The 21,423-nt window shown below is 49.2% G+C and carries 14 protein-coding genes and 1 pseudogene; 5 read left to right on the top strand and 10 right to left on the bottom strand.

The features are described 5' to 3' along the window. Positions 1-306 precede the first annotated feature (306 nt). Positions 307-2,883 (top strand): TonB-dependent siderophore receptor, encoded by a 2,577-nt coding sequence (locus AC566Q_RS09985; RefSeq protein WP_105936603.1) that lies wholly within the window; start codon positions 307-309, stop codon positions 2,881-2,883. Between the two features lie 51 nt (positions 2,884-2,934). Here the strand turns inward: AC566Q_RS09985 and AC566Q_RS09980 are convergent, their stop codons facing one another. From AC566Q_RS09980 to AC566Q_RS09970, 3 genes are all read right to left on the bottom strand, one after another. Then, positions 2,935-3,126, bottom strand: a complete 192-nt coding sequence (locus tag AC566Q_RS09980) for a CsbD family protein (protein ID WP_105936604.1) — start codon at positions 3,124-3,126, stop codon at positions 2,935-2,937. Positions 3,127-3,346: 220 nt separating this feature from the next. Next, complete coding sequence (locus AC566Q_RS09975) at positions 3,347-6,406, bottom strand: efflux RND transporter permease subunit (RefSeq protein WP_499616288.1); 3,060 nt, start codon at positions 6,404-6,406, stop codon at positions 3,347-3,349. Positions 6,407-6,408: 2 nt separating this feature from the next. Continuing rightward, entirely contained in the window at positions 6,409-7,491 is a 1,083-nt protein-coding gene (locus tag AC566Q_RS09970; RefSeq protein ID WP_499617447.1) for an efflux RND transporter periplasmic adaptor subunit, read from the bottom strand. A gap of 120 nt (positions 7,492-7,611) precedes the next feature. Between AC566Q_RS09970 and AC566Q_RS09965 the strand changes: the two genes are divergently transcribed. From AC566Q_RS09965 to AC566Q_RS09950, 4 genes and pseudogenes are all read left to right on the top strand, one after another. After that, positions 7,612-11,052, top strand: a complete 3,441-nt coding sequence (locus tag AC566Q_RS09965) for a molybdopterin-dependent oxidoreductase (RefSeq protein WP_023302365.1) — start codon at positions 7,612-7,614, stop codon at positions 11,050-11,052. 2 nt (positions 11,053-11,054) lie between these two features. Further along, positions 11,055-12,036: pseudogene (locus AC566Q_RS09960) on the top strand (ISL3-like element ISPst2 family transposase); the annotation flags it as partial. 165 nt (positions 12,037-12,201) lie between these two features. Continuing rightward, on the top strand, positions 12,202-12,960 hold the full coding sequence (locus tag AC566Q_RS09955) for an IS5 family transposase (protein WP_499616285.1): 759 nt from the start codon (positions 12,202-12,204) through the stop codon (positions 12,958-12,960). 49 nt (positions 12,961-13,009) lie between these two features. Next, positions 13,010-13,720 (top strand): LysR family transcriptional regulator, encoded by a 711-nt coding sequence (locus AC566Q_RS09950; RefSeq protein ID WP_499616282.1) that lies wholly within the window; start codon positions 13,010-13,012, stop codon positions 13,718-13,720. Positions 13,721-13,933: 213 nt separating this feature from the next. Here AC566Q_RS09950 and AC566Q_RS09945 read toward each other — a convergent pair whose 3' ends face one another. The 7 genes from AC566Q_RS09945 to infC form a co-directional block, all read right to left on the bottom strand. After that, positions 13,934-15,598 carry an Aq_1262 family (lipo)protein gene (locus AC566Q_RS09945; protein WP_499616279.1) on the bottom strand — a complete coding sequence of 555 codons (1,665 nt, stop codon included), beginning with the start codon at positions 15,596-15,598 and terminating at the stop codon, positions 13,934-13,936. 86 nt (positions 15,599-15,684) lie between these two features. After that, positions 15,685-17,073: a group II intron reverse transcriptase/maturase gene (gene ltrA / locus AC566Q_RS09940; RefSeq protein WP_499607873.1), complete on the bottom strand. Its 1,389-nt coding sequence runs from the start codon at positions 17,071-17,073 to the stop codon at positions 15,685-15,687. Positions 17,074-17,594: 521 nt separating this feature from the next. Beyond that, positions 17,595-19,412, bottom strand: coding sequence for an alkaline phosphatase PhoX (locus AC566Q_RS09935; protein ID WP_499616276.1), 1,818 nt, complete (start codon positions 19,410-19,412; stop codon positions 17,595-17,597). A gap of 279 nt (positions 19,413-19,691) precedes the next feature. Next, positions 19,692-19,871 (bottom strand): hypothetical protein, encoded by a 180-nt coding sequence (locus tag AC566Q_RS09930; protein ID WP_105936610.1) that lies wholly within the window; start codon positions 19,869-19,871, stop codon positions 19,692-19,694. Between the two features lie 226 nt (positions 19,872-20,097). Continuing rightward, positions 20,098-20,454, bottom strand: coding sequence for a 50S ribosomal protein L20 (gene rplT / locus AC566Q_RS09925; protein ID WP_070174515.1), 357 nt, complete (start codon positions 20,452-20,454; stop codon positions 20,098-20,100). A gap of 16 nt (positions 20,455-20,470) precedes the next feature. Then, complete coding sequence (gene rpmI, locus AC566Q_RS09920; protein WP_012518091.1) at positions 20,471-20,668, bottom strand: 50S ribosomal protein L35; 198 nt, start codon at positions 20,666-20,668, stop codon at positions 20,471-20,473. A 119-nt stretch (positions 20,669-20,787) separates the two neighbouring features. Next, entirely contained in the window at positions 20,788-21,327 is a 540-nt protein-coding gene (infC, locus tag AC566Q_RS09915) for a translation initiation factor IF-3 (RefSeq protein WP_499617445.1), read from the bottom strand. Positions 21,328-21,423: the final 96 nt, after the last annotated feature.

Genomic DNA, 21,423 nt, shown 5'->3' with positions numbered 1-21,423 from the left:
TGGTTACTGGTCGCAATTTCTTGTTTGTTTATCGTGCATAGCGGCGCTTTTTTGGTGCAAAACCGTGCAGATTGCTTTACGACGACCGCTTTTGTCACCTTAATTCCGTGAGCACCTCAAAAAAATATCATGCCATTCTAAAACAACATAAAATCCTGAAATATATAGTTTTTATTTCAATTTCATGGAATTTGCATTAATTGTATTACTTTATACTTTTGACTAATTAAGACCAAGTGGTCAGGTTTTGGCACGCGATATGCTCTGCCGTGGCGGGACTTTTCCATAACACTCACAGGGAATTCTATGAAGCACACCTATTCGTTTAACCCCATCGCGGCCGGTATTGCGTTATTTTTTCTTAGCAGCCAGTTCTCCGCTTACGCTCAGGAAGCATCCGAGGTCAGTGAAGCTGACGTTGAAAAAATCGATGTTCTGGGTAAAAAAACAGACTACTACTCGATTATGCCGGATGGCGAAAACAGCAGCGCATTTGGTTTGGGCAAAAGCCTGTATGAAACGCCGCGCTCCATTACCGAAATCAGTGAAGATTTGGTCGACAAATTTGCTCTGCGTAGCGTGGATGATCTGGTTCGTCTTACTCCTGGCGCATTCACCAGTTCGTTTTTTGGCATTAAAGGTGCCATGGATATTCGCGGCGAGCCCGCCGATAACTATTTCCGGGGCTTTCGCCGAATAGCTAACCCCGGCGCGTTCAATACCATTGTTCGCGGTGCTGAAAAGCTCGAAGTCATGCGTGGGCCGGTTTCACCGTTATACGGTAGCGGTAGTGTGGGCGGACAGCTTAACTATACCCCTAAATCGGCCAAGGTTGGCGGCAGTAAATACATCGATGAAGTCACCGGTGAACTGTCGGTTACCGTAGGTTCTTATAATCAGCGGATCATTTCCGGTAGTCTTGGTATTCCACTGGAAATCGGTGGTAAGTACGGCGGATTGCAACTGTTTGCTGAAGTGGAAGATTCTGAGTCTTACTTTGACGGCTACGAGCCTTCGAGCGAACTCATTCAGGCCGCCGTTGACTTTGATTTGTCTGACAATACCACCTTACAGTTTGGCCTGCAGTATCAAACCACCGACAGTATTCAGGTACCAGGCTGGAACCGGGTTACTCAGGATTTAATTGATAACGGCACTTATATTACCGGGGCGGCTCCTGTTCGTAACTCCGACAACCCTGTTGGTGCCGATACCCTGTTACCTCAGGAATCTTCTTTTATTGCGCCTTTTGCGCCGAGCTTCCTCAACAACGCATTCAGCAACGTAAACAGTTGGTGTACGGCGGCAGATGCCGGTAGCGGCAACGCGATGTATAACGGCTTTGCAGTGAGCTGTGCCGGTGGCTTTGGAAACTTTTTAGCCGACCGCACGCTCGACAACCCTTATGCACTAACCGATGTTGGCACGGCACAAATTGATCATCAGACGACCTTCATCGACGATAATGACTATGCCGATACCACGGCAGTAACCGCTTATTTTGATATTACCCACGAATTTGACAGCGGCACGGTATGGAAAAACGAAGCGTTTTACGACTACATGGATCACACCAAGTATCAAAGCTGGGGCTTTACCGCTTATTACCCGGATGCTTATTTGTATGAATTGCGCAGCAGCCTGACCTTCGAATACGAGGGCGATAGCTTTATGGCTAACAGCATTGTCGGCGTTAATTATCGTTATGAAGAGCTCGATAATTACGCCGCGTGGATGGATGAAACCTTTGACTTTCGCGATATTATTGTTGGGCCAACGGCTAACGACCGGATCTCCCCGGCATCATTCGATCCATACCAGAATGCCACTTTACTGTATGACGCCGACGGCAACGTCACCGGCGTGGAAGGTACACTAACCCGTAATTTCAACGAAGTACATCTGTCTAAAACCGCTAACGCAGGCACCTTCTTCCTGACCGACGTAACCTACGGCAACCTCAACCTTTTGCTGGGAGCCCGTTACGACTACTTTGATGTGGAGTCTGAAAATGGCTGGGTAGCTTACTTAGGTGATCCCCAGGGTAACGGCGTGATCTCAGGCAGTGATACCGCGTTCAGCTTTAATACCAGCTTGTCATACAATGCCGATGGTATCATTCCTTACGTGACCTACTCAGAGTCGAACTCTCTGAGTACCAACCAGCTGGGCGGGATCATTCCAACCACCATTGAAAACAGCCAGTATATTCAGGAGTCGACCCTGCAGGAAATCGGGGTGAAGTTGAACCTGCTGGATAACCGCCTGTATACCGCTATCGCCTGGTACGATCAGGACAAAACCTACCGTGACAGCCAGACCGGTGCCCTGGTTGCCGTGTACGGAGATGGTCTGGAGTTTGAAATGCGCGCGCTGGTGAATGAAAACCTGTCGATACTGGCAACCGCTACCCATACCAATACCGAAGAAGTCAGTAACGGTGCACTGGCAGTTATCAACGGTGCTGACTTTGCCGCTCAGAATGGCTTGAACCCGGAAGATGTGTATGGTGGCCGGATTGCGGGTCCCCGTTCGGCATTTGTGGGCATGAACACCCGTATGGAACGCGGCGGTTTACCAGATAATATTGTCAGTATTTATGGTACCTGGGCTCAGGAACTCGGCGAGGGTGATGTGACCGGTAGCCTGGGTCTTACCTGGGTAGATGAAACTTACACCGACATTATGCAAACGGTAATGTTACCCAGTTATAGCATTGTAAATGGCTCGGTCAGTTATGCACAGGGTCCTTTCACCGGACTGCTGCAGGTTAACAACCTGCTGGATGAGGAATATTACACTTCAGCAGATTTGTTTGACTCTGTGGTCGTTAAGCCCTCAGCCGGCCGCACCTTCTCGCTAACGCTAACTTACGCTTTCTAAGCGCAGCTTAGCCGACCAAAAAAAGCCCCGGCGTTTGCCGGGGCGCTTGTATTAGCTGTTCAGCGAATCAAATTCCTGACGCGCCTTGTCTCGGCTCATGCCATATTTTTCCTGCATTTTGCCGTAGAACTCTTCGAAGTTCCCTTCCATTTGCTCCACTTCGTCATCGGTAAGTTTACCCCACTTCTGCTTTACTTTACCGGTTAACTGATTCCACTTACCTTTCGCAATATCGGTATTCATGTCTTGCTCCTTGTCTATGAAAAATTGCGCAAGCGTTGAAAAACTGATGCGCGTATGAAAACAACACAAGAACTAATGCGAGAGTTGTACCAACAATTAAATTTATATATTTCAACATATTAAGAATTACGGTAACAAGAATGAAACCATCATAGAAAACTCTTACAGGCTGTTAGTGCAAGAGTTACAAGGCAGGTTGCGAATGCAACCTGCCGGCTGGCTATTTTTGAATTTTAAACACCAGACTGTAGAGCACCGGTACAAACACCAGCGTCAGCAACGTGGCAAAGCCTAATCCAAACATGATCACCACCGCCATGCTGGCAAAGAAGTCATCAAATAACAGCGGGATCATCCCCAGGATGGTGGTAATCGCCGCCATACAAACCGGTCTCACCCGACTGAGTGTAGCGTGAAACAGCGCAGAGTAAGGCGCTTTGCCCTCTTCCAGTTCCAGCTTCACCTGCTCAACTAAGACAATACCGTTTTTGATGATCATGCCCGACAGGCTCAAAAAGCCCAGCAAAGCCATAAAGCCAAAAGGTGCACCGGTGATCAGCAACCCATAGCTAACGCCAATCAATGCCAGCGGAATACAGGCCCAGATAATGCCGGCAATGCGGGCGGAAGCAAACAGCAGCACTGTGGTAATAAACATGATGAGATAACCTATCGGTAACGAACCAAAAATGGCTTTCTGTGCTTTACTGGAGGCTTCAAACTCACCGCCCCACTCCAGTTCGTAACCATCCGGAAGTGGAATAGCCTCTATCTGACTTCGCACCCGGGAAAATAATTTTGCCGCCGTTTCATTCCCCAGAATGTCGTGATCGGCCATAACCGTTAGCGTACGCTTGCGGTCGCGACGCATGATGATGGGATCTTCCCAGCTGACATCAAAGCGTTTTACCACCTGCGTTACCGGAATATACTGCTGCGCCGTGGCCGAGTATATTTGCAGGTTTTCCAGGTTATCGGCGGTTAAGCGCTCCTGCGGCGGTGGCCGGCTGATGATCGGCAATAAATCCGTGCCATCGCGATACACGCCTATTTGTGCGCCGGAGAAACTGGTTAACAGCAGATTGTCCAGATCGGCTTTACTGATGCCCACGCGGCGGGCGGCCGCTTCATTAAAGATAGGACGGATCACTTTGGTTTGCTGACGCCAGTTATCGCGAATATTACGCGCGCCGCTATCGGCTGCAAGAATCGTTTTGGCTTCCTCGGCCAGACGGCGCAGTTCGGCTGGCTCCGGCCCACTAAAGCGCGCTTCAATCTTAGCGTCGGTGGATGGGCCAATTTCCAGCCGTTTGATCTTATAAAAGACTTCGCCGAATTCCGTTTCCATGTAGTCACGTAAACGCGGTAACTGAGCTTCCAGGGCCTCGCCATCGCGCATCCGGATCACCAGTTGTGCATAGGTCGGATAACTTTTCTCAGTCTGGTAAGTGAGCATAAAGCGGGTCAGGCCCTGTCCGACTGTCGAAGTGACTTCTTCCACACCGTCTTCGTTTAACAGGTGTTGTTCGATATGATTAATTTTATCGGCATTCACGCGAATGTCAGTACCGGCCTTATGCCAGATATCCACCAGGAACATAGGCGTGGTCGACGGCGGGAAAAACGACTGTTTCACACTGCCAAAGGCAATCACCGCACTGACCAGCAAGGCCACCATGGCCACTACCGTAACCACGCGAAACTTAAGCGCAACGTGCAGAATGGTGCTGAATACATCGAAAATCAGGCCGTTGTAGAGCTCTTCGCTGCCTTTAAGTTCATCTTCGCCGGCGTTATCGGCATCTTTAAACAGCAACGAGGCAAAAAATGGCGTGAGGGTAATGGCGGTCACCCAGCTTAGCAATAAGCTGACAAACAATACCCAGAACAAACTACCGGCGAATTCACCAGTGGCATCACTCGATAGCCCGATAGGCGCAAAGGCAATAATTGCAATGACTGTGGCCCCCAAAAGCGGCCACATATTCTGACTCACCACGTAAGAAGCCGCCTGGGCTTTGCTGTAGCCTCTTTTCATGGCAATGAGTATGCCTTCGGTCACCACAATGGCGTTATCCACTAGCATCCCCAGCGCAATGATCAGCGCGCCCAGCGATATACGCTGGAGGTTGATTTCCATTTGCTGCATAAAGATAAAGCTGCCGAGCACGGTTAACAGCAGGATAAGGCCAATCAGCAGGCCGGATTTAACGCCCATGAAAAGCAGCAGCACGACTATTACAATGCCAACGGCCTCGGCCAGGTTAAGAATAAACCCCTGCACCGAGTTATCCACTTCGATGGGCTGATTGTAGATAAAGCTGGTTTGCATCCCGACCGGGCGCATATATTCAAGCTCCTCTAGCCGTTGCATAATGCGCTCGCCCACATCCACTACGTTAACGCCATCGGCAAAGGATATGCCTAGCAACAGGGACTGCTCACCGTTGTAATGGATAAGATTCGACGGCACTTCTTCGTAGCCGCGGTAAATACGCGCTACGTCACCTAAGTAAATGCGCTCTGAGGCGCCGGTCTGGCTAATCAGCAGGTTTTCCAGCTCCTGTACGGATTCAAATTCGCCGGTAGGATTGATACGGATGTACTCGTCACCAATTTTGACCTTACCCGCATTTGAGACCTGGTTCTGGCTCACCAGCAACGCGCTGATGCGGCTGGGGCTTATCCCCAGTGAGGCAATCTGTGAACGAGCAATTTCAACAAACACCTGCTCCTGTTGCTCACCCTGCACGGTGACCTTGCCAACGCCTTCCACCAGGATCAGCTCCCGCTTAAGGTAATCCACATAATCGTTGATATCCTTGTATTGGTACCCTTCCCCGTTGATGGCTATCAACATACCGTACACATCGGCAAAATCATCCATGACCCTGGGTGGGTAAACGCCGGATGGCAGAGATGGCGTAAGGTCGTTTATTTTACGACGCATCTCTTCCCAAATCCCGCGCAACGCCTCTTTGCGGTAGATGCTTTTCATTTCTACGGTAATTTGCGACTGGCCCGCCGTAGAAATCGACGTGATATTGTCGACGTATGGTAATTCCTGAATGGCGTTTTCGATGGGGTACGTCACTTCCTCTTCAACCTGAGTAGGCGAAGCTCCGGGATACTGGGTGATCACCATGGCTTTTTTAATGGTGAACTGAGGATCTTCGAGTCTGCCCAGGCCAAAAAAGGCAACAGTACCGCCAATGAGCAGGATCAGCGTGACCAGCCAGCTCGTGGTGCGGTTTTTAACAAAATATCCGGCAATGTTCACCCTTACAGCCCCCGCTCTTTATGCCAGACCCGAATGGTTTCACCAGCCTTTAAGCGGTGCACGCCAGCGGCCACAATTTGCTCGCCATTTTGTAATCCGCCGGTTACCACAAAACCATCGTCGGTGATACTACCTAAGGTAACGGCGCGTTTTTCCAGTTGGTTACTGTTATTCACCACAAACACGTAGCTCTGCTCGCTTGCGCCGGTGCCATCTGAAAAAATGGCCGCGGCGGGCACGTTCCAGCCGCCGTTTTTCACTTTCATGATCTGATCGAGTTGCGCTCGGACAGTCGCCGACATGCCGGGAAACACATTAAAGGTTTCCGGGCGAGCCAGCTGAAATACCACTTTGTAAGTATTAGTCGCGGCATCAGCGTCGGTATCGTATTCTTTTAGCTTGGCTCGGAATACCTGGTCGGGGTGAGTATCAAAGCGAACCTCCGGCTGATACTGACTGTCTTTATCCACATTCGACAACATGTCTTCGGGAATCTGCACAGCAACATCCACGACGGTATTTTTCTGCAACGAAAAGACCGGTTGCTGGGCGGTGATGCTTTCGTAATTTTCTACAAAGCGCTGTGCAACCTGACCAGCAAAGGGCGCGTGTAATTCGGTATAGGCGAGGTTTGTCCTGGCCGACTTTAATGTCGCCTCGGCTACTTTTAGCTGCGCCTGCGCTTCGTCAAAACCGGCCTTAGAAGCCAGTTGTTTATCAAGCAGGGTTTTAGCGCGATCAAACTGCACCTTGGCCAAATCGTAATTGGCTTTAGCCTGATCCACGGCTATCTGATAATCAGTGGGATCCAGTGTGGCCATGGTATCGCCGGTTTCAACATGCTGACCGGCAGTGACATACAGTGAGTTGAGCTCACCTGACACGCGAAAAGCCAGTGTTGCTTCCTCACTGGCTTCAACCACCGCAGGAAACTCTCGGTAACCACCGCGGTCCACACTACTTAAGGTAATGGTTTTCACCAGTTTATCATTTTGGTTTTCGGCGGCGGTGGTTTGTGCTTCACCACTGCAACCGGTAATCGCAATTAACAGCGCAGCGACCAGGCTGCTGCGAGTCAGACTCATTAGGTTCACTTTATCTCTCCTGATAGTAGGCACTGGCAATATACGCTAACTTAAACCAAAATAATATTAAGCAATGTGGTTTTTAAAATATATTAACTGTTTTTAGTAGTGAGGTTTACAATGTCAGATATTATTCCCGGATATTGCACACTTTGCCGTTCGCGTTGCGGGACGTTGAATGAAGTAGCAAATGACCACCTGATCAAGGTACGGGCCAACCCTGAACATCCTAATGGTAAGGCCATGTGTATGAAGGGCAAAGCGGCACCTGAGCTGGTGGACAGCGCAAATAGAATTCTGTACCCGATGAAGAGAACCCATCCTAAAGGTGCCGAGAACCCGGGCTGGAAACGTATAAGTTGGGAAGAGGCTATGTCAACGATAGCCGGACAACTGGAAAAATTTAAACGAGAGAACGGAGCTGAATCTGTCGCTTTCGGTTTTACGAGCCCAAGCGGTACCCCCCTCAGCGATGCAATTGAATGGTTAGAGCGATTTGTTCGTATCTATGGCAGCCCAAACACCAGCTATGGAACTGAAATATGTAACTGGCATAAAGACGTTGCACATCGATGGACCTTTGGCTGCGGCATCCCTGTTGCTGACTATTCCCATGCCGATCTTATCCTTCTTTGGGGGCATAACCCCGCGAATACTTGGCTTGCCCAGGCTAGCGCGATTGGTACTGGTCGAAATAACGGTGCAAAACTGATCGTCGTGGATCCTCGCCCGACACCTTTAGCGAAAGAAGCAAATGCCTGGCTTGATGTCAATCCTGGAACTGACGGTGCATTAGCTTTGGGGTTAAGCCATCTCCTGGTAGAAAGAAACCTGTTTAATCATGAGTTTGTTCGAAACTGGACTAATGGTCCTTTGTTGGTTCGAAATGATAATGGTTATTTTCTTCGGGAAAAAGATATTAACCCACTTGCCATCAGTAATCGCTATACAGTTTGGGACGAACACAACCAGCAAGTCACATTTATCGATTCCGAGACTCGAACTGAAGAAACGCTGACGCCTACAGCTGCACTTGAGGGTAATGTTGAAGTTGCAATAGCTGATGGTGCAAAAATTTCCTGCCAAACGGCGTTTTCATCTTTTAAAGATATGTTGGCTAATTATGACCCAGAAAACGTAAGCCGTATCACCGGGGTATCTGTTGCATCAATTGAAGCCGCTGCGAGTTTGATTGCCGGGGCCAAGAAAATCGCCTACCACAGCTGGTCTGGAGTGGCACAACACACTAATGCCACCCAAACAGAACGTGCGATTGCGACACTGTATGCTTTAACCGGTTGTTTCGATCAGGAAGGATGTAATCGAATCTATGCCAGCCACCCGGTGAATGTGGTTAATTCACCGACACTGATGCCAAAATCACAATGGGATAAAGCATTAGGTCTTGAAGAAAGGCCTATCGGGCCGCCTTCACAAGGTTGGGTTCATTCTCAGGATATCTGGCATTCAGTATTAGAAGGTACACCCTATAAAATTCGCGGGTTAATTGGCTTTGGTGCCAACATATTACTTTCACAAAGTGATACTTCTCTCGGACAACAGGCGCTTGAGGCACTTGAGTTTTATGCCCATGTAGATTTGTTTGAAACGCCTACATCAAAGTATGCTGATATCCTTCTGCCAGTAAACACTGCCTGGGAGCGCGAAGGCCTAAGAACCGGGTTTGAAAGTAGTGCTGCTGCTCAGGACCACATTCAGTTGAGAAAAAAAATGGTCTCTCCGCGCGGTGAAAGCCGTTCCGACCTTGAGATTGTTTTCGATCTTGCATGCCGGTTAGGAATGAATGAAGCGTTCTTCGACGGCAATATTGAGGCAGCCTGGAATTATCAACTAGAACCATTAGGTTTGACTGTTGAGATGCTCAGAAATAAGCCAGAAGGTTACGATATCCCGCTTGAGCATAAAGTCAGAAAATATGCTTTCAGAGACCCAAATAGTGGATATCTGGCAGGTTTCAATACAGAAACAAAACGTGCAGAGTTTTACTCTGAGATCCTTCATCGCTATGGTTACAATCCTTTACCTGAGTATGTACAGCCGCAAGAATACCAGCGCAACGATCCTGATTATCCACTAATGCTGACATCCGTTAAAAGCGGATTCTTCTGTCATAGCCAACATCGAAGCCTGACTAGCCTACGAAAAAAAGCACCTTATCCAACGGTAGACATTTCGGCAGCTCTGGCTGACGAAGAAGGTATCAAGACGGGGGATTGGGTAGAAATTGAAACGAGAGCAGGTCTTGCTCGATTTAGAGCAAAAGTGGAAGCCAAACTCTCTCATGAAACTGTAATTGCTGAGTTTGGGTGGTGGCAGGCTTGTCCTGATTTTGGCAAACCTTCATACCCGGTTAAAGGTGAGTACAGTAGCAATTACAATAGCTTAATCAGCGGTGATAGCTATGATCCAGTCAGCGGTGCTTTACCTTTGCGTTCATTCCGCTGCCGCATTCGCCGCTTGAATGATTTTGAGCTGATAAGACGCCCCTGGGAAGGTCGTAAAACATTCAAAGTCATTGAACTGAAAAAAGAAGCAGATAATGTTACGACAGTTACCTTCCAATCGAATAGTGAAGGCTACTTACCTGATTATGAACCGGGCCAGCATATCACTGTTAGCTGTTGTCCGATGAGCGATTCTGAAGAGATCGTTACCCGGGCGTATTCGCTGACAGGCCCTGCGTTTGTTCATGACCGTAAAACCTATTCCATTTCTGTCCGTCATCAGAAAGCGACTGATGAGAAAGGTGAATATGTAGAAGGAATAATGTCATCCTACATAAACACGCATTTGCAGATAGGCAAGGATGTTGAACTTACGCCTCCTGGGGGGAATTTCATTGTCCCGCTCAATGCCGTCCAGCCTGTCGTAATATTTGCTGGCGGTATTGGAATTACTCCATTCATTTCCTATCTGGAGTCTATTAACCCCCAAGCGGAAGGTCCGGAAATCTGGCTTTTCTATGCTAATCAAAATAGTAGGCTACATGCGTTTAAGAAAAGAATTGCGGAGCTAAATGCGTCTATTGACAGGCTTAAAGTAATTAATATCTACAACCAGCCCCTCGACTGTGATATTCCAGGATTGGATTATGATAGAGCTGGTTATGTTGGTGCGGGAGATGTCGAGGCATATCTTATTGAGAATAATGCTCGTTATTACATGTGTGGTCCGCAGCCTATGATGGATGCGATATCCCGAGGGCTTCAGGAGAGAGGTGTACCTGCATTTGCTATTTTCTACGAGATATTTCGTTCTCCGACAAAAATAAATAATGATCCCTCATTACGTCATAAAGTAATTTTTGCAAAATCAGGAAGAGAAGAGATCTGGACCACGGATAAAGGTACTCTGCTGAATTTTGGAGAAAAACTTGGGATTAAAATGCCTAGTGGTTGTCGTGTTGGACAATGTGAAAGCTGTTCAACTAAGGTGATTGCCGGGAACGTGCAGCATCTGAATGGTGTGGAACCCTCTGATGAGGGTGCATGTTTGACATGCCAGTGCATACCTGCCGGTGATATCACTATTGATGCCTGAGATACGTGGAGAAGGAATCCTTCAACCACCCCTACACCTTCGTGGCGGCACAGACAGGTCTGGACGAGAAGACGGTACGCGACATCTTCAACGGACGCCCGCGCCGAGTTCTTGGGGCGCTGGCACCGCTTCGAGACGCCCCGCATCCTGGGCATTGACGAGCTATACCTGAACAAGCGCTACCGCTGCATCCTGACCAACATTGAGGAGCGAACCCTGCTCGACCTGCTGGCCACCCGCCGCCAGGACGTGGTGACCAACTACCTGATGAAGCTGAAAGACCGGCAGAAGGTCGAGATCGTCAGCATGGACATGTGGAACCCCTACCGGGCAGCGGTCAAGGCCTTGCTGCCACAGGCCCGTATCGTGGTCGATAAGTTCCATGTGGTGCGCATGGCCAACGATGCCCTAGAGAGAGTGCGCAAGGGCCTCAGAAAGGAGCTGAAACCGTCCCAGAGCCGGACTCTCAAGGGAGACCGGAAAATCCTGCTGAAACGCGCTCACGAAGTCTCAGACCGGGAGCGCCTCATCATGGAGACCTGGACAGGCGCGTTCCCGCAACTGCTGGCCGCCTACGAGCACAAGGAGCGCTTCTACGGCATCTGGGACGCCACCACACGGCTCCAGGCAGAAGCCGCCCTGGACGAGTGGATAGCCACCATCCCGAAGGGCCAAAAGGAAGTCTGGAGCGATCTGGTCAGGGCAGTGGGAAACTGGCGCGAAGAGACCATGACCTACTTCGAGACGGACATGCCCGTCACCAACGCTTACACGGAGTCCATCAACCGACTGGCCAAGGACAAGAACCGTGAAGGGCGCGGTTACTCCTTCGAGGTGATGCGGGCACGAATGCTCTACACCACGAAGCACAAGAAGAAGGCACCGACTGCGAAGGTCTCTCCTTTCTACAAGAAAACCATCGGTTACGGACTGCCGGACTTCGCAGAGGAACTCAACTACGGAGTCGATCTATCAACCATCTGAGGGTGGTATCAGATTGATGGGGTGAAGGTGCCCCATCAACCATTAAATCCGTATACCCAATATTTAATCTATTTTACTAGAGGTTGTTGATCTTTGTATGAAAAGCAGCCGGCATAGCAACGAGGTATAATTGTTTCGCCAAAAATAATTAACCGTAATGTTGCTATGCCAAGAACGATGTTAACAGATGATGCGTGGGAAATCCTAAAAGTACTGCTAAAGGAGAGTGGCAGAGTCTATAACAAATATGAGCACCGAAATACCCTGGAGGGCATACTTTACCGAATGCGTACCGGCATTCAGTGGCGGGATTTGCCATCTGAATTTGGTCTCTGGAATACGGTCTACCGACGATTTAATTTATGGTCGAAGAAAGGCATATTGCAAAAGTTATTTGAAAGCTTAGCCTCCGAGGGTGACCCAGAATGGTTGTTTCTTGATGGTAGTATAGTTAAAGCGCATCAGGATAGTAGCGGTGCAGCGGGTAAACAAGATGAGGCCATCGGAAAAAGTCGAGGTGGTATCTCAACGAAAATTCACCTTGCGGTAGATAGCGGTGGCCTGCCCGTTTATTTTGAACTATCCGGTGGTCAAGTGAACGACATCGTACATGCACAAAGTCTGATAATAAACTCCCCACAAGCCGATATTGTTTGTGCTGATAAAGGCTATGACAGTGAAGCTTTTAGAGCTTACGTAGAAGAAAGTGGAGCAGATGCCAATATTCCACGCAAACGAAATAACAAATTAGGTAATGACGATATGGACTGGTGCCTGTATCGATATAGGCATCTTGTTGAAAACGCGTTTTTGAGGATAAAAAGGTACCGGGCAATATCAACAAGATACGACAAGCTAGCTCGAAACTATAGCAGTACAGTCGCATTGGCATTCATGATGATGTGGCTACCAATGTACTGCTGAACAAATAATGTTCAAAGATCAACAGCCTCTAAAAACTTAAATTTAATTTATGACACTAGAGCAGCTACGCATGTTTGTTACCGTTGCAGAGCACGGCAGTATCGCCAGAGCGGCTGAAATACTGCACAAAACCCAGCCGGCTTTATCCATTGCTATCAAACGTTTTCAGGAGGAATTACAGCTTTCCTTGCTGAAAAAAACGGCAAATCGATTGCAATTGACCGCTGACGGCCAACGTTTATTGCCCCATTGCCGTTATCTGTTACGTCAGGAAAAGGATATCGGCACACTTGCTTCTCATTTAAAACAGGGCCATGAGAGTAAAATCGAATTCGCTTTTGATACTATATGCCAGCAGGACAGTTTTTTCGACGCCATCATCACCACCCAACAACGATTTCCGCAAACCGAGTTATATCTTTCGGCGGTGCAGCGCTTAGGAGCGATTCAGCGACTCATCGATGGTACGGCGGATATCGCGGTCTCCCCTTGGACCCATTCGTTTCACGAACTGGCCAGCTTTGAAACCCAGCCCTTCGGCCGCTTCGAAGTGGTAGCCGTTATCCACCAGCGACTGCTCAAAGAGTTTAACCGCTTGCCCACGTCCTCCAGTCAGCTCAGGGACATCCCGTTACTGATGCCACAGTCTTTTGATATTGATCTGAATATTGAAAAAGTCATGGGCGTGGTGCCAAGCTCAACCATTCGAACCAACGATACAACCACCCAGAAGGGCCTGTTATTGCGCGGGGCTGGCTGAGGTTATATTCCGCACAATACCATTACCGAAGAACTGCAAGCGGGCACGCTGATACAACTGGTATTGGATGATGTGACCTCATCCATTCGTGGCGAGATAAACCTGGTAAGGGAAAAGAAACGCCCCCGGGGGCCAGTGGCGACGTTTTTATGGCAGGCATTAACGGCTATGGCTACATCTTAACCGGCCGTTAAGCCGGTTAAGCATTACTGATTAACGGTTATCAGCCACCTTGCTTTCATTCCCGGCAAACCAGTCGAGGCGCATATCCCAGTGATAGCGATGTTCCGGTAACAACGGCGGTTGTTCGGCATCGATTTCGCTCAATACGTTAGTCGCTTCGGTGATGGTGGCATCACGGCCAAACAGGTAGCTCTGCTCCTTCACGATGGTCTGATAAGCTTTGTTCAGCGCCAGGGCACGCTCCGGGCTCGGGGTAATAAGCTCATACACCGAGTTAGCCTGTTTTACTTTTGCTTCGTTTAGCTTACCATCTGCGTTAAACCAGCGTGCCAACATTTCGGCGTTCTGGCGGAATTCATCACCGCCTCCAACACGCTTCATGTAGGTGAGAAATTCACCTTCCTGCTCATTGATATTGGGCACGTCGTCAATTTCGCGCAGATTGATGTAACCCCAGCCTTTGGCTCCAGACACCTTACGGGCAAAGGAGAAAGTCTGATCAAAGGTTGAGCCCACGGTTTTATGACAGCCATTACAGAAAGCCAGCTCCTGTTCATGCTGCGGGCGCAGTTGCCCCTGTTTATCCTCAATATAAGCATTCAGTGTCCAGCCAAAGCCGTTATCAATGCCCTTTTCCTCGCCCAGATAACGCGTTTGCGGAAGCTTTTCAAACGCTTTGTCTTTGGCTTCCGCATAATAAGCCGAGGCCAGACTCTCTTTGCTGCGAAACAGTGCTTTTTGCATGTAGCGCACTTCTTTCATGCGCGGTGCATTGTAAATTTGCCCCTCGTCATCCACCCCAATATAACGCACGGTGTGCAATAGCTCTGTGCCCTGCGGATAAAGCTGATAGCTGAGTTCAATACTGCTGGCATCGCCAACAAAATGACTTTGACGCTGAATGTGAGTGACTGCCTCACTGAGCGCGCCGTCGCCATTTAAATCCATGCCGATAACCATTTCATTAAGTTGCGGCACCGCCAGGGTATTTACATCTTTAAGGGCCATTTCCAGCAGCGTCAGGTTGGCCAGATACACATCTTCACTATACTCGCCCTGACGCTGCTGAAACGCGGCGGGTAAACGGATCATGGCATCGCCGGTTGAGCCGTTAGTGGGCCAAAACGTGCTTGGGAAAGGCTTGTAGTTATACGCTACCCAGCCGCTACCATCATTAGCAATGCCATGCTCACCGAAGGCTTCATCGGGGTAACTGAGTTGCTTAATCTGCATCTCAGCCGGTAAGCCATTTTCAGTGCTGGCGGTATAGTTATCCTCGCCGATATAGTCCAGAATCGCTTTATCACTGATATCAGCAATCAGCTCGCGACGGTCCACAAACAGGTTTTTCCAGCTGTTGGTGAGTCCTACATCTGAAAATTCATAGTTGCCCTGCAAGGTACCATCGCCCATCTGGTTGGGCCGGTTCTCGCTTTTATCGTAACTCTGGTGGCAGGCGTAACACGGGTTATTTTTGCCGTTGGTTTTGGTATAGCACTGCGGTGGAATAACCGACTCAGGGTTATACACCTCATTGTGCTCCATGTACGCAAGTGCGGGGATGTCATCCCCTTCCGAATAGGGATAATCCGTGTCTTGGGCGCTATTTTGTAGCGCGCTTTCGTCGTTACAGGCACTGATAAGCAAGGTGCTCAGCAGTATTACCGTTGATAGTGATATTGATGTTTTTTTCATAGTTTTATAATCGAGTAGGAGGGAGTTTTACAACTCCCGTCCTCTCACACCACCGGGCATACGGTTCCGTACCACGGCGGTTCATATTAACACTGGAACTGTCGGTGACAATCCAGCAGTGACACCAGCCCCATTTTATCGAACCACCCTTTCCTGAAGGCTTGGTTCATGTGGCTAGCCCCCGCATTCCACCATGCGCCTCGTTGGTTGGTCGATGACCACCATGCCCGATTCTCGTCAATGCCTGCCTTCATTAAGTTTCTGACCCGGGTGTATACGCGTTTCCATTGCCGCCATAGCAAACAGCGGAGTTTTCGTCGTATCCAACCGTCCAGTTCCTCCAGCACGCCTTTGACTTTTGTCAGGCGGAAGTAGCTTATCCAACCTCGAAGCACTGGGGTTAATGCTTTAATCGTTTCACTGACTGAGCGTGAACAATGCCCGGTGGTCATTTCGCGGATTTTATCCTTGAAACGATTTACACTTTGCGCAGCTATTTTCACCCGGCTCTCTTTGTGCCAGGTAAAACTATAGCCTAAGAACTTACGTTCCCATGGCCGGGCTACCGCGCTTTTATCGGCATTGACTTGCAGCTTCAGCTCTTCTGACAGGAAGTCGGTGATGTCGGCCAGTAGGTTCTCGCCTGCTTTCTGACTGCTCACGTAAATATTGCAGTCATCGGCATAGCGGCAGAAGCTATGGCCTCGTCGCTCTAATTCCTTGTCTAAGCTATCCAGCAGGATGTTTGATAGCAATGGTGATAGTGGGCCGCCTTGTGGCATGCCTCTGTCCCGTGTTACTCGCTGGCCGTTGTCCATCATTTCCACTTCAAGGAAGCGGCGGATGAGTTTCAACAGCCGTTTATCTTCTATCAGGTTCGCCAGTTTCGACATTAAAATGTCATGGTCTACCCGGTCGAAGAACTTCTCCAAATCTATGTCTACGACCCACCGTTTTCCGCTACGTATGTATTGCTGTGCTTGTTGCACGGCTTGCCATGCATTGCGGTTTCGTCTGAATCCGTAGCTGGAATGGGAGAAGTGCGGTTCCACCAACGGACTTAGCCGTTGTGCTATCGCTTGCTGGATGAGTCTGTCTACCACCGTTGGGACGCCTAACGTCCTGACGTCGCCATTCGGTTTCGGGATATCCGCTTTACGGATGGCCCGTGGCAGATAGCTGCCCTCTGTCAGTGATACCTTCACACCTTGCCAGTGCTGTTTCAGCCACGGTTTTAAATCCAGCGTGCTCAGGTTATCTACACCCGCTGCGCCTTTATTCTCCACCACCCGCTGATAGGCCAACATCATATTGGCTCGGTCTGTCACTGCTTCCATCGTCACCGATGGTTCCGCTTTCGTTCGCCCACTGACCGCCGTGTCAATTTCAGCACCCGTGGCGTATCCCGACGGGTACCGCCCGTCATCGCACTCACTGGCCGCAGTATTCTGCGCTTGTGCATCATTAATCGACATCGAGTAACAGTGTCCTAATCACGGTTAATTATGTTCAGCCCTTCATGCTATCGGTTTACTAGCACTACTACGGCCTCGGCTGACTTCTGATATCCCATCCCAACATCTCTCGATGTCAGTAGCACACTGTTTAAAAAAAAATCAGAGGCAGAACACCAGACCTCCCGGGGTAATTCGCGCGACCTTCCTGCTTATGCCTGTCGGCTTTACGTTGCTGCATTCCGTGCAAGTATTGGGCTTTAGTGATAATCGCCACCTCACCCTGCAACAACGCCTAAACCGCTTCCTGTTCGTCAGGCCAGCATTTTGCCTTCGGCTTCCTTCAGATTTCACCTCGCGATGAACACCCTTGCCGTTCGGCTAGCACTTCCCCTTGCCGGGTGTGCAGAGGACTTTCACCTCCAAGTCATCGACTCACCACCACAATGAATCGAACAGTGCTTTCGCACTACGCGCCATGCCCGGCGCACAACGCAAAAATCCGGGTGCCAGGCACCCGGACAAAATGGAAAGGGTGTTACTTACTTCTGAGCTGGCTCATACATCCACAGGGTATTGTTTTCCTGGAAGCCATCTTCACCAATCAGAATACGGCCATCGTTCATTACGATAACGTTATCCGGCTGGGACAGCTGATCCACATCACAACGCTCTGCACCGGTCAGGCTCGAACGGTAAGTAGAACCCATTACCACAGGTTCGATGCGAGAGATATTGTAGTTTTCGCCAAGACGAGCACGGTATACCCCACCACAGTCTTTAACGCGGGTAGACAACTGCATGTCGCCTTCGCCGTCAACCATGGTGTTATCGATGTCGGCAATGCCGATATACAGGTAAGCATCAGTAACGATTTCACCTTCGATAGTATCTACACCCTCAACGGCTTCCTGAGCGCGCTTCTGATTGATTGAAATACCTTCCAGCTTACGCCATTCTGCCGTTGCGCCCATGGCTTTCGCCGCCGCACGTGACTCAAGGAACGCCACACGGTCATCCATTGGCTGACCGGCAGTCACTTTACCACCGCCGTTGGCCCAGGCGGCAACATCAGCCAGCGTGATATAAGAGCTTTCGCCATCAACATAATCGTCGGTGCCGATACCATTGTACTCATCAATCCAGGCACGGATGGTCAGGTTGTCGCCACTGGCCAGCTCTACCCACTCAACATCAAAGCCAGTGGTAGCCGGATCGTTCTGGCCCACATCCTGAGTCAGTTTCGCACCATATAAGGTACCGGCGCTTAAATCTTCAGCTACATCAGCAACAAACTTGAACAGCACGCCGCCGGTATCGTCCTGAGACAGATACACAGTGCGGCCATCAGGCATTACCGTTGAGTTTTCGTGCTCATAACGGCCCATCGCAAAGTGCTTCACAATCACCGGCTCGTCGGCAGCAGGCTCAGTGACTTCAGCAATGTAACCATAGTTATACGGGTTTGGTACATCTGGTGCGGTCATTTCCCACATGCGGCCGATACGTGCGTTGGTAGCCACTTCATTGGGATCATTCCAGCTGGCATCAGTGGTGCTGTCGACAGTTGAATCAACTACCCACTCTTCTGATGTCAGTGGTGTACCCCACGGTGACATTGAACCAAAGCAGTTAGCGGCGGTGCCCCATACTGGTGAGAAGTCGAGCATCATGACATCGGTAACTGTCCACATGCCCTGTTCATCACGTTCGATCTGCATACGGCTCATGCCACCTGGCAGCTCTTCCCAGTTAGAAAACAGGAAGCCCTGGCCATCGCCCGTTGGCAGGAAGCCGTTAAAGTCAGGCATATCGTTTTCCAGCACCAACGTTCCGCCATCAAGGGTATAGATGTGGCCCAGACCTTCAGGCAGATCACCGTTGTAAGTGTCACCAGTCTGACCTAACACCTGATACTGACCAATCGCAGTGGTGACCAGTTGCTTTTCTTCTTCCGATGCTGGTACCGGTGAATCCGGTAAAGTAGCTGGCAGATTATTAAAGTTAACGCCGGCTAGTACACCTACAGTACCGGTATTGATTGGCATGCTGTTAATGCTGTTAGTAGCAGTATTGGTGCCCGACGGGTGCTGCACGTTAAAGAACAGATCGCCCTCGTCAGTCAAAAAGATACCGGTGACTTCAGCACCCAGTGGTACGGTAGCGATACGGGTTAATTTACCTACAGAATCGCCGCTCTCTCCCTGCGGGCCTTGTTCGCCTGGTGCGCCCTGTGGGCCTTCAGCACCCGTTGCGCCATCAACACCGTCATCACCGTCCAGTGAACAAGCTGATAACCCCATTGCAATGGCAAGCGCCAGCGCAGAGTAACGAATACCGCGAAATAGTTCTTTTTGCATTATTTTTTCCATCTTGTGTGTGCATGAATACAGCGGCCTGAGTGCTGTACCCGGATTAAATTTGCGCGCATAGCTTGAACACAAGGTGTGAAAATGCGGTGAAAGCCACATGACAAATAGGTGAAGGTTTTATTAATACAATATAATAATCAGCAAGTTAGAAAAGCGTTGCGGTGATAAGACAGGCCAGCAGCCATGCAGCAACCACCTCTTTTGAGCAGCGGTTAGTGCGCCTGTGCTTTTTCGTAAGAAAGCGATTTTTAATTGCGGGCTTAAAAACTACGCGGCCTGCCTGACGGCATTAAAGCCTTCAATAAAGCCACTGATAAATTCAGGAGCAGCCAGCCCGATTAGCAGGCATAAGGCAGATATCAGCATCATATTGCGGTTGTTTTTTCTGTAGCCCAGGGTCATTAAGACGATAAAGAGAATAAGGCCGGTAATTTCCAGATAGACCATGGTTAAATCCTTCTAACTTATAGTGATAGTACGGCAAGCCGCGTACCAGACAATTTGATCGCTGTTATTGCAGTGGCCAGCTTCTATATAGCTGAAGTGCTAGTATTGCCGGTTTTGATTTTTGTGGTCAAGTGTACCAGCTGTGGAATCTTCATTGCAGAAACGAAAAACGGCGAGCATCCTGCTCGCCGTTTTCCGAAAGAACTTAAACTTAATTAGTTAATAATTAAGCTAATGCGCCTTTAGCCGCGTCGACTAATGCGCTGAAAGCCGCTTTGTCATGAACTGCGATGTCGGCAAGGATCTTACGATCGATTTCGACAGACGCTTTTTTCAGACCGTTAATGAAACGGCTGTATGACATACCGTTTTGACGAGCCGCAGCATTGATACGTGCAATCCACAGTTGACGGAATTGACGCTTACGCTGACGACGATCACGATAAGCATATTGACCAGCTTTAGTTACAGCCTGTACCGCTACGCGATAAACGCGTGAACGAGCACCGTAATAACCTTTAGCTTGTTTTAAAACTTTTTTGTGACGTGCACGTGCAATAGTGCCGCGTTTAACTCTTGCCATTATTCAGTCTCCTCGATTAAACGTAAGGCAGCATGCGCTGAACTAATTTAGTATCAGAGTCATGAACCAGTTTTTTGCCACGCAGGTGACGTTTACGCTTAGAGCTCTTCTTAGTCAGAATGTGACGTAAGTGAGACTGTTTGCTTTTAAAGCGGCCTGAGCCCGTTTTCTTGAAACGTTTGGCAGCACCACTAACAGTTTTCATTTTAGGCATTGCTAAAACTCCGCATTGTTTAGGGTGGCTAATTATCGGTGTGCAGTCACCTTTATAGCCAGTTAATGTTTGCAGCAGGGTGTTTTGGGGTGCAGATTCCCAAAAACTTTAGACCACTACTACTTCTTAATTGGGGCGAGCACCATGATCATCTGACGGCCTTCCACACGACGTGGGAAAGACTCGCAGTTAGCAATGTCTTCCAAATCGCCTTTAACGCGGTTTAAAAGTTCAATGCCAATCTCTTGGTGAGCCATTTCACGTCCGCGGAAACGGATCGTGACTTTGGCTTTATCGCCACCTTCCAGAAAGCGACGCAGGTTGCGCAGTTTTACCTGGTAATCGCCTTCATCAGTGCCAGGGCGAAATTTAATCTCCTTGACCTGAATTTGCTTCTGTTTTTTCTTTTGCTCTTTCTGAGCCTTCGATTTTTCGAAGAGGAACTTACCGTAGTCCATAACTTTACAGACTGGCGGCTCAGCGTTCGGACTAATTTCAACAAGATCTAAACTTGCTGCTTCGGCAGAACTCATTGCTTCGCTTATCGAAACAACGCCTAACTGGCTTCCATCAGCGCCAATTAAGCGCACTTCTCTTGCAGTAATTTCATCGTTAATCCGGGCTTTATCACCCTGAGCCTTATTGTTAGCGCCTTTAATGTGCTATTCCTCCAACTACTTTAATCTTTACCTGATTCCCTGTTTTCAACAAGTTATATGGAAATCAGACACTTGCTTATATGTATAATACAACGA

This window comes from Alteromonas sp. H02, assembly GCF_059682525.1.
The sequence above is the reverse complement of the archived record's forward strand: the minus strand, read 5'-3'. Positions and strand labels throughout refer to the sequence as shown.

What these genes read in the sequence shown, in the direction of transcription:
- AC566Q_RS09930 (WP_105936610.1), bottom strand. Translation starts at nt 19,871, where the DNA reads ATGGTCTATCTGGAAATTACCGGCCTTATTCTCTTTATCGTCTTAATG.
- AC566Q_RS09950 (WP_499616282.1), top strand. Translation starts at nt 13,010, where the DNA reads ATGACACTAGAGCAGCTACGCATGTTTGTTACCGTTGCAGAGCACGGC.
- rpmI (WP_012518091.1), bottom strand. Translation starts at nt 20,668, where the DNA reads ATGCCTAAAATGAAAACTGTTAGTGGTGCTGCCAAACGTTTCAAGAAA.
- rplT (WP_070174515.1), bottom strand. Translation starts at nt 20,454, where the DNA reads ATGGCAAGAGTTAAACGCGGCACTATTGCACGTGCACGTCACAAAAAA.
- ltrA (WP_499607873.1), bottom strand. Translation starts at nt 17,073, where the DNA reads ATGTCGATTAATGATGCACAAGCGCAGAATACTGCGGCCAGTGAGTGC.
- AC566Q_RS09935 (WP_499616276.1), bottom strand. Translation starts at nt 19,412, where the DNA reads ATGCAAAAAGAACTATTTCGCGGTATTCGTTACTCTGCGCTGGCGCTT.
- AC566Q_RS09965 (WP_023302365.1), top strand. Translation starts at nt 7,612, where the DNA reads ATGTCAGATATTATTCCCGGATATTGCACACTTTGCCGTTCGCGTTGC.
- AC566Q_RS09945 (WP_499616279.1), bottom strand. Translation starts at nt 15,598, where the DNA reads ATGAAAAAAACATCAATATCACTATCAACGGTAATACTGCTGAGCACC.
- AC566Q_RS09970 (WP_499617447.1), bottom strand. Translation starts at nt 7,491, where the DNA reads ATGAGTCTGACTCGCAGCAGCCTGGTCGCTGCGCTGTTAATTGCGATT.
- AC566Q_RS09985 (WP_105936603.1), top strand. Translation starts at nt 307, where the DNA reads ATGAAGCACACCTATTCGTTTAACCCCATCGCGGCCGGTATTGCGTTA.
- AC566Q_RS09955 (WP_499616285.1), top strand. Translation starts at nt 12,202, where the DNA reads ATGCCAAGAACGATGTTAACAGATGATGCGTGGGAAATCCTAAAAGTA.
- AC566Q_RS09980 (WP_105936604.1), bottom strand. Translation starts at nt 3,126, where the DNA reads ATGAATACCGATATTGCGAAAGGTAAGTGGAATCAGTTAACCGGTAAA.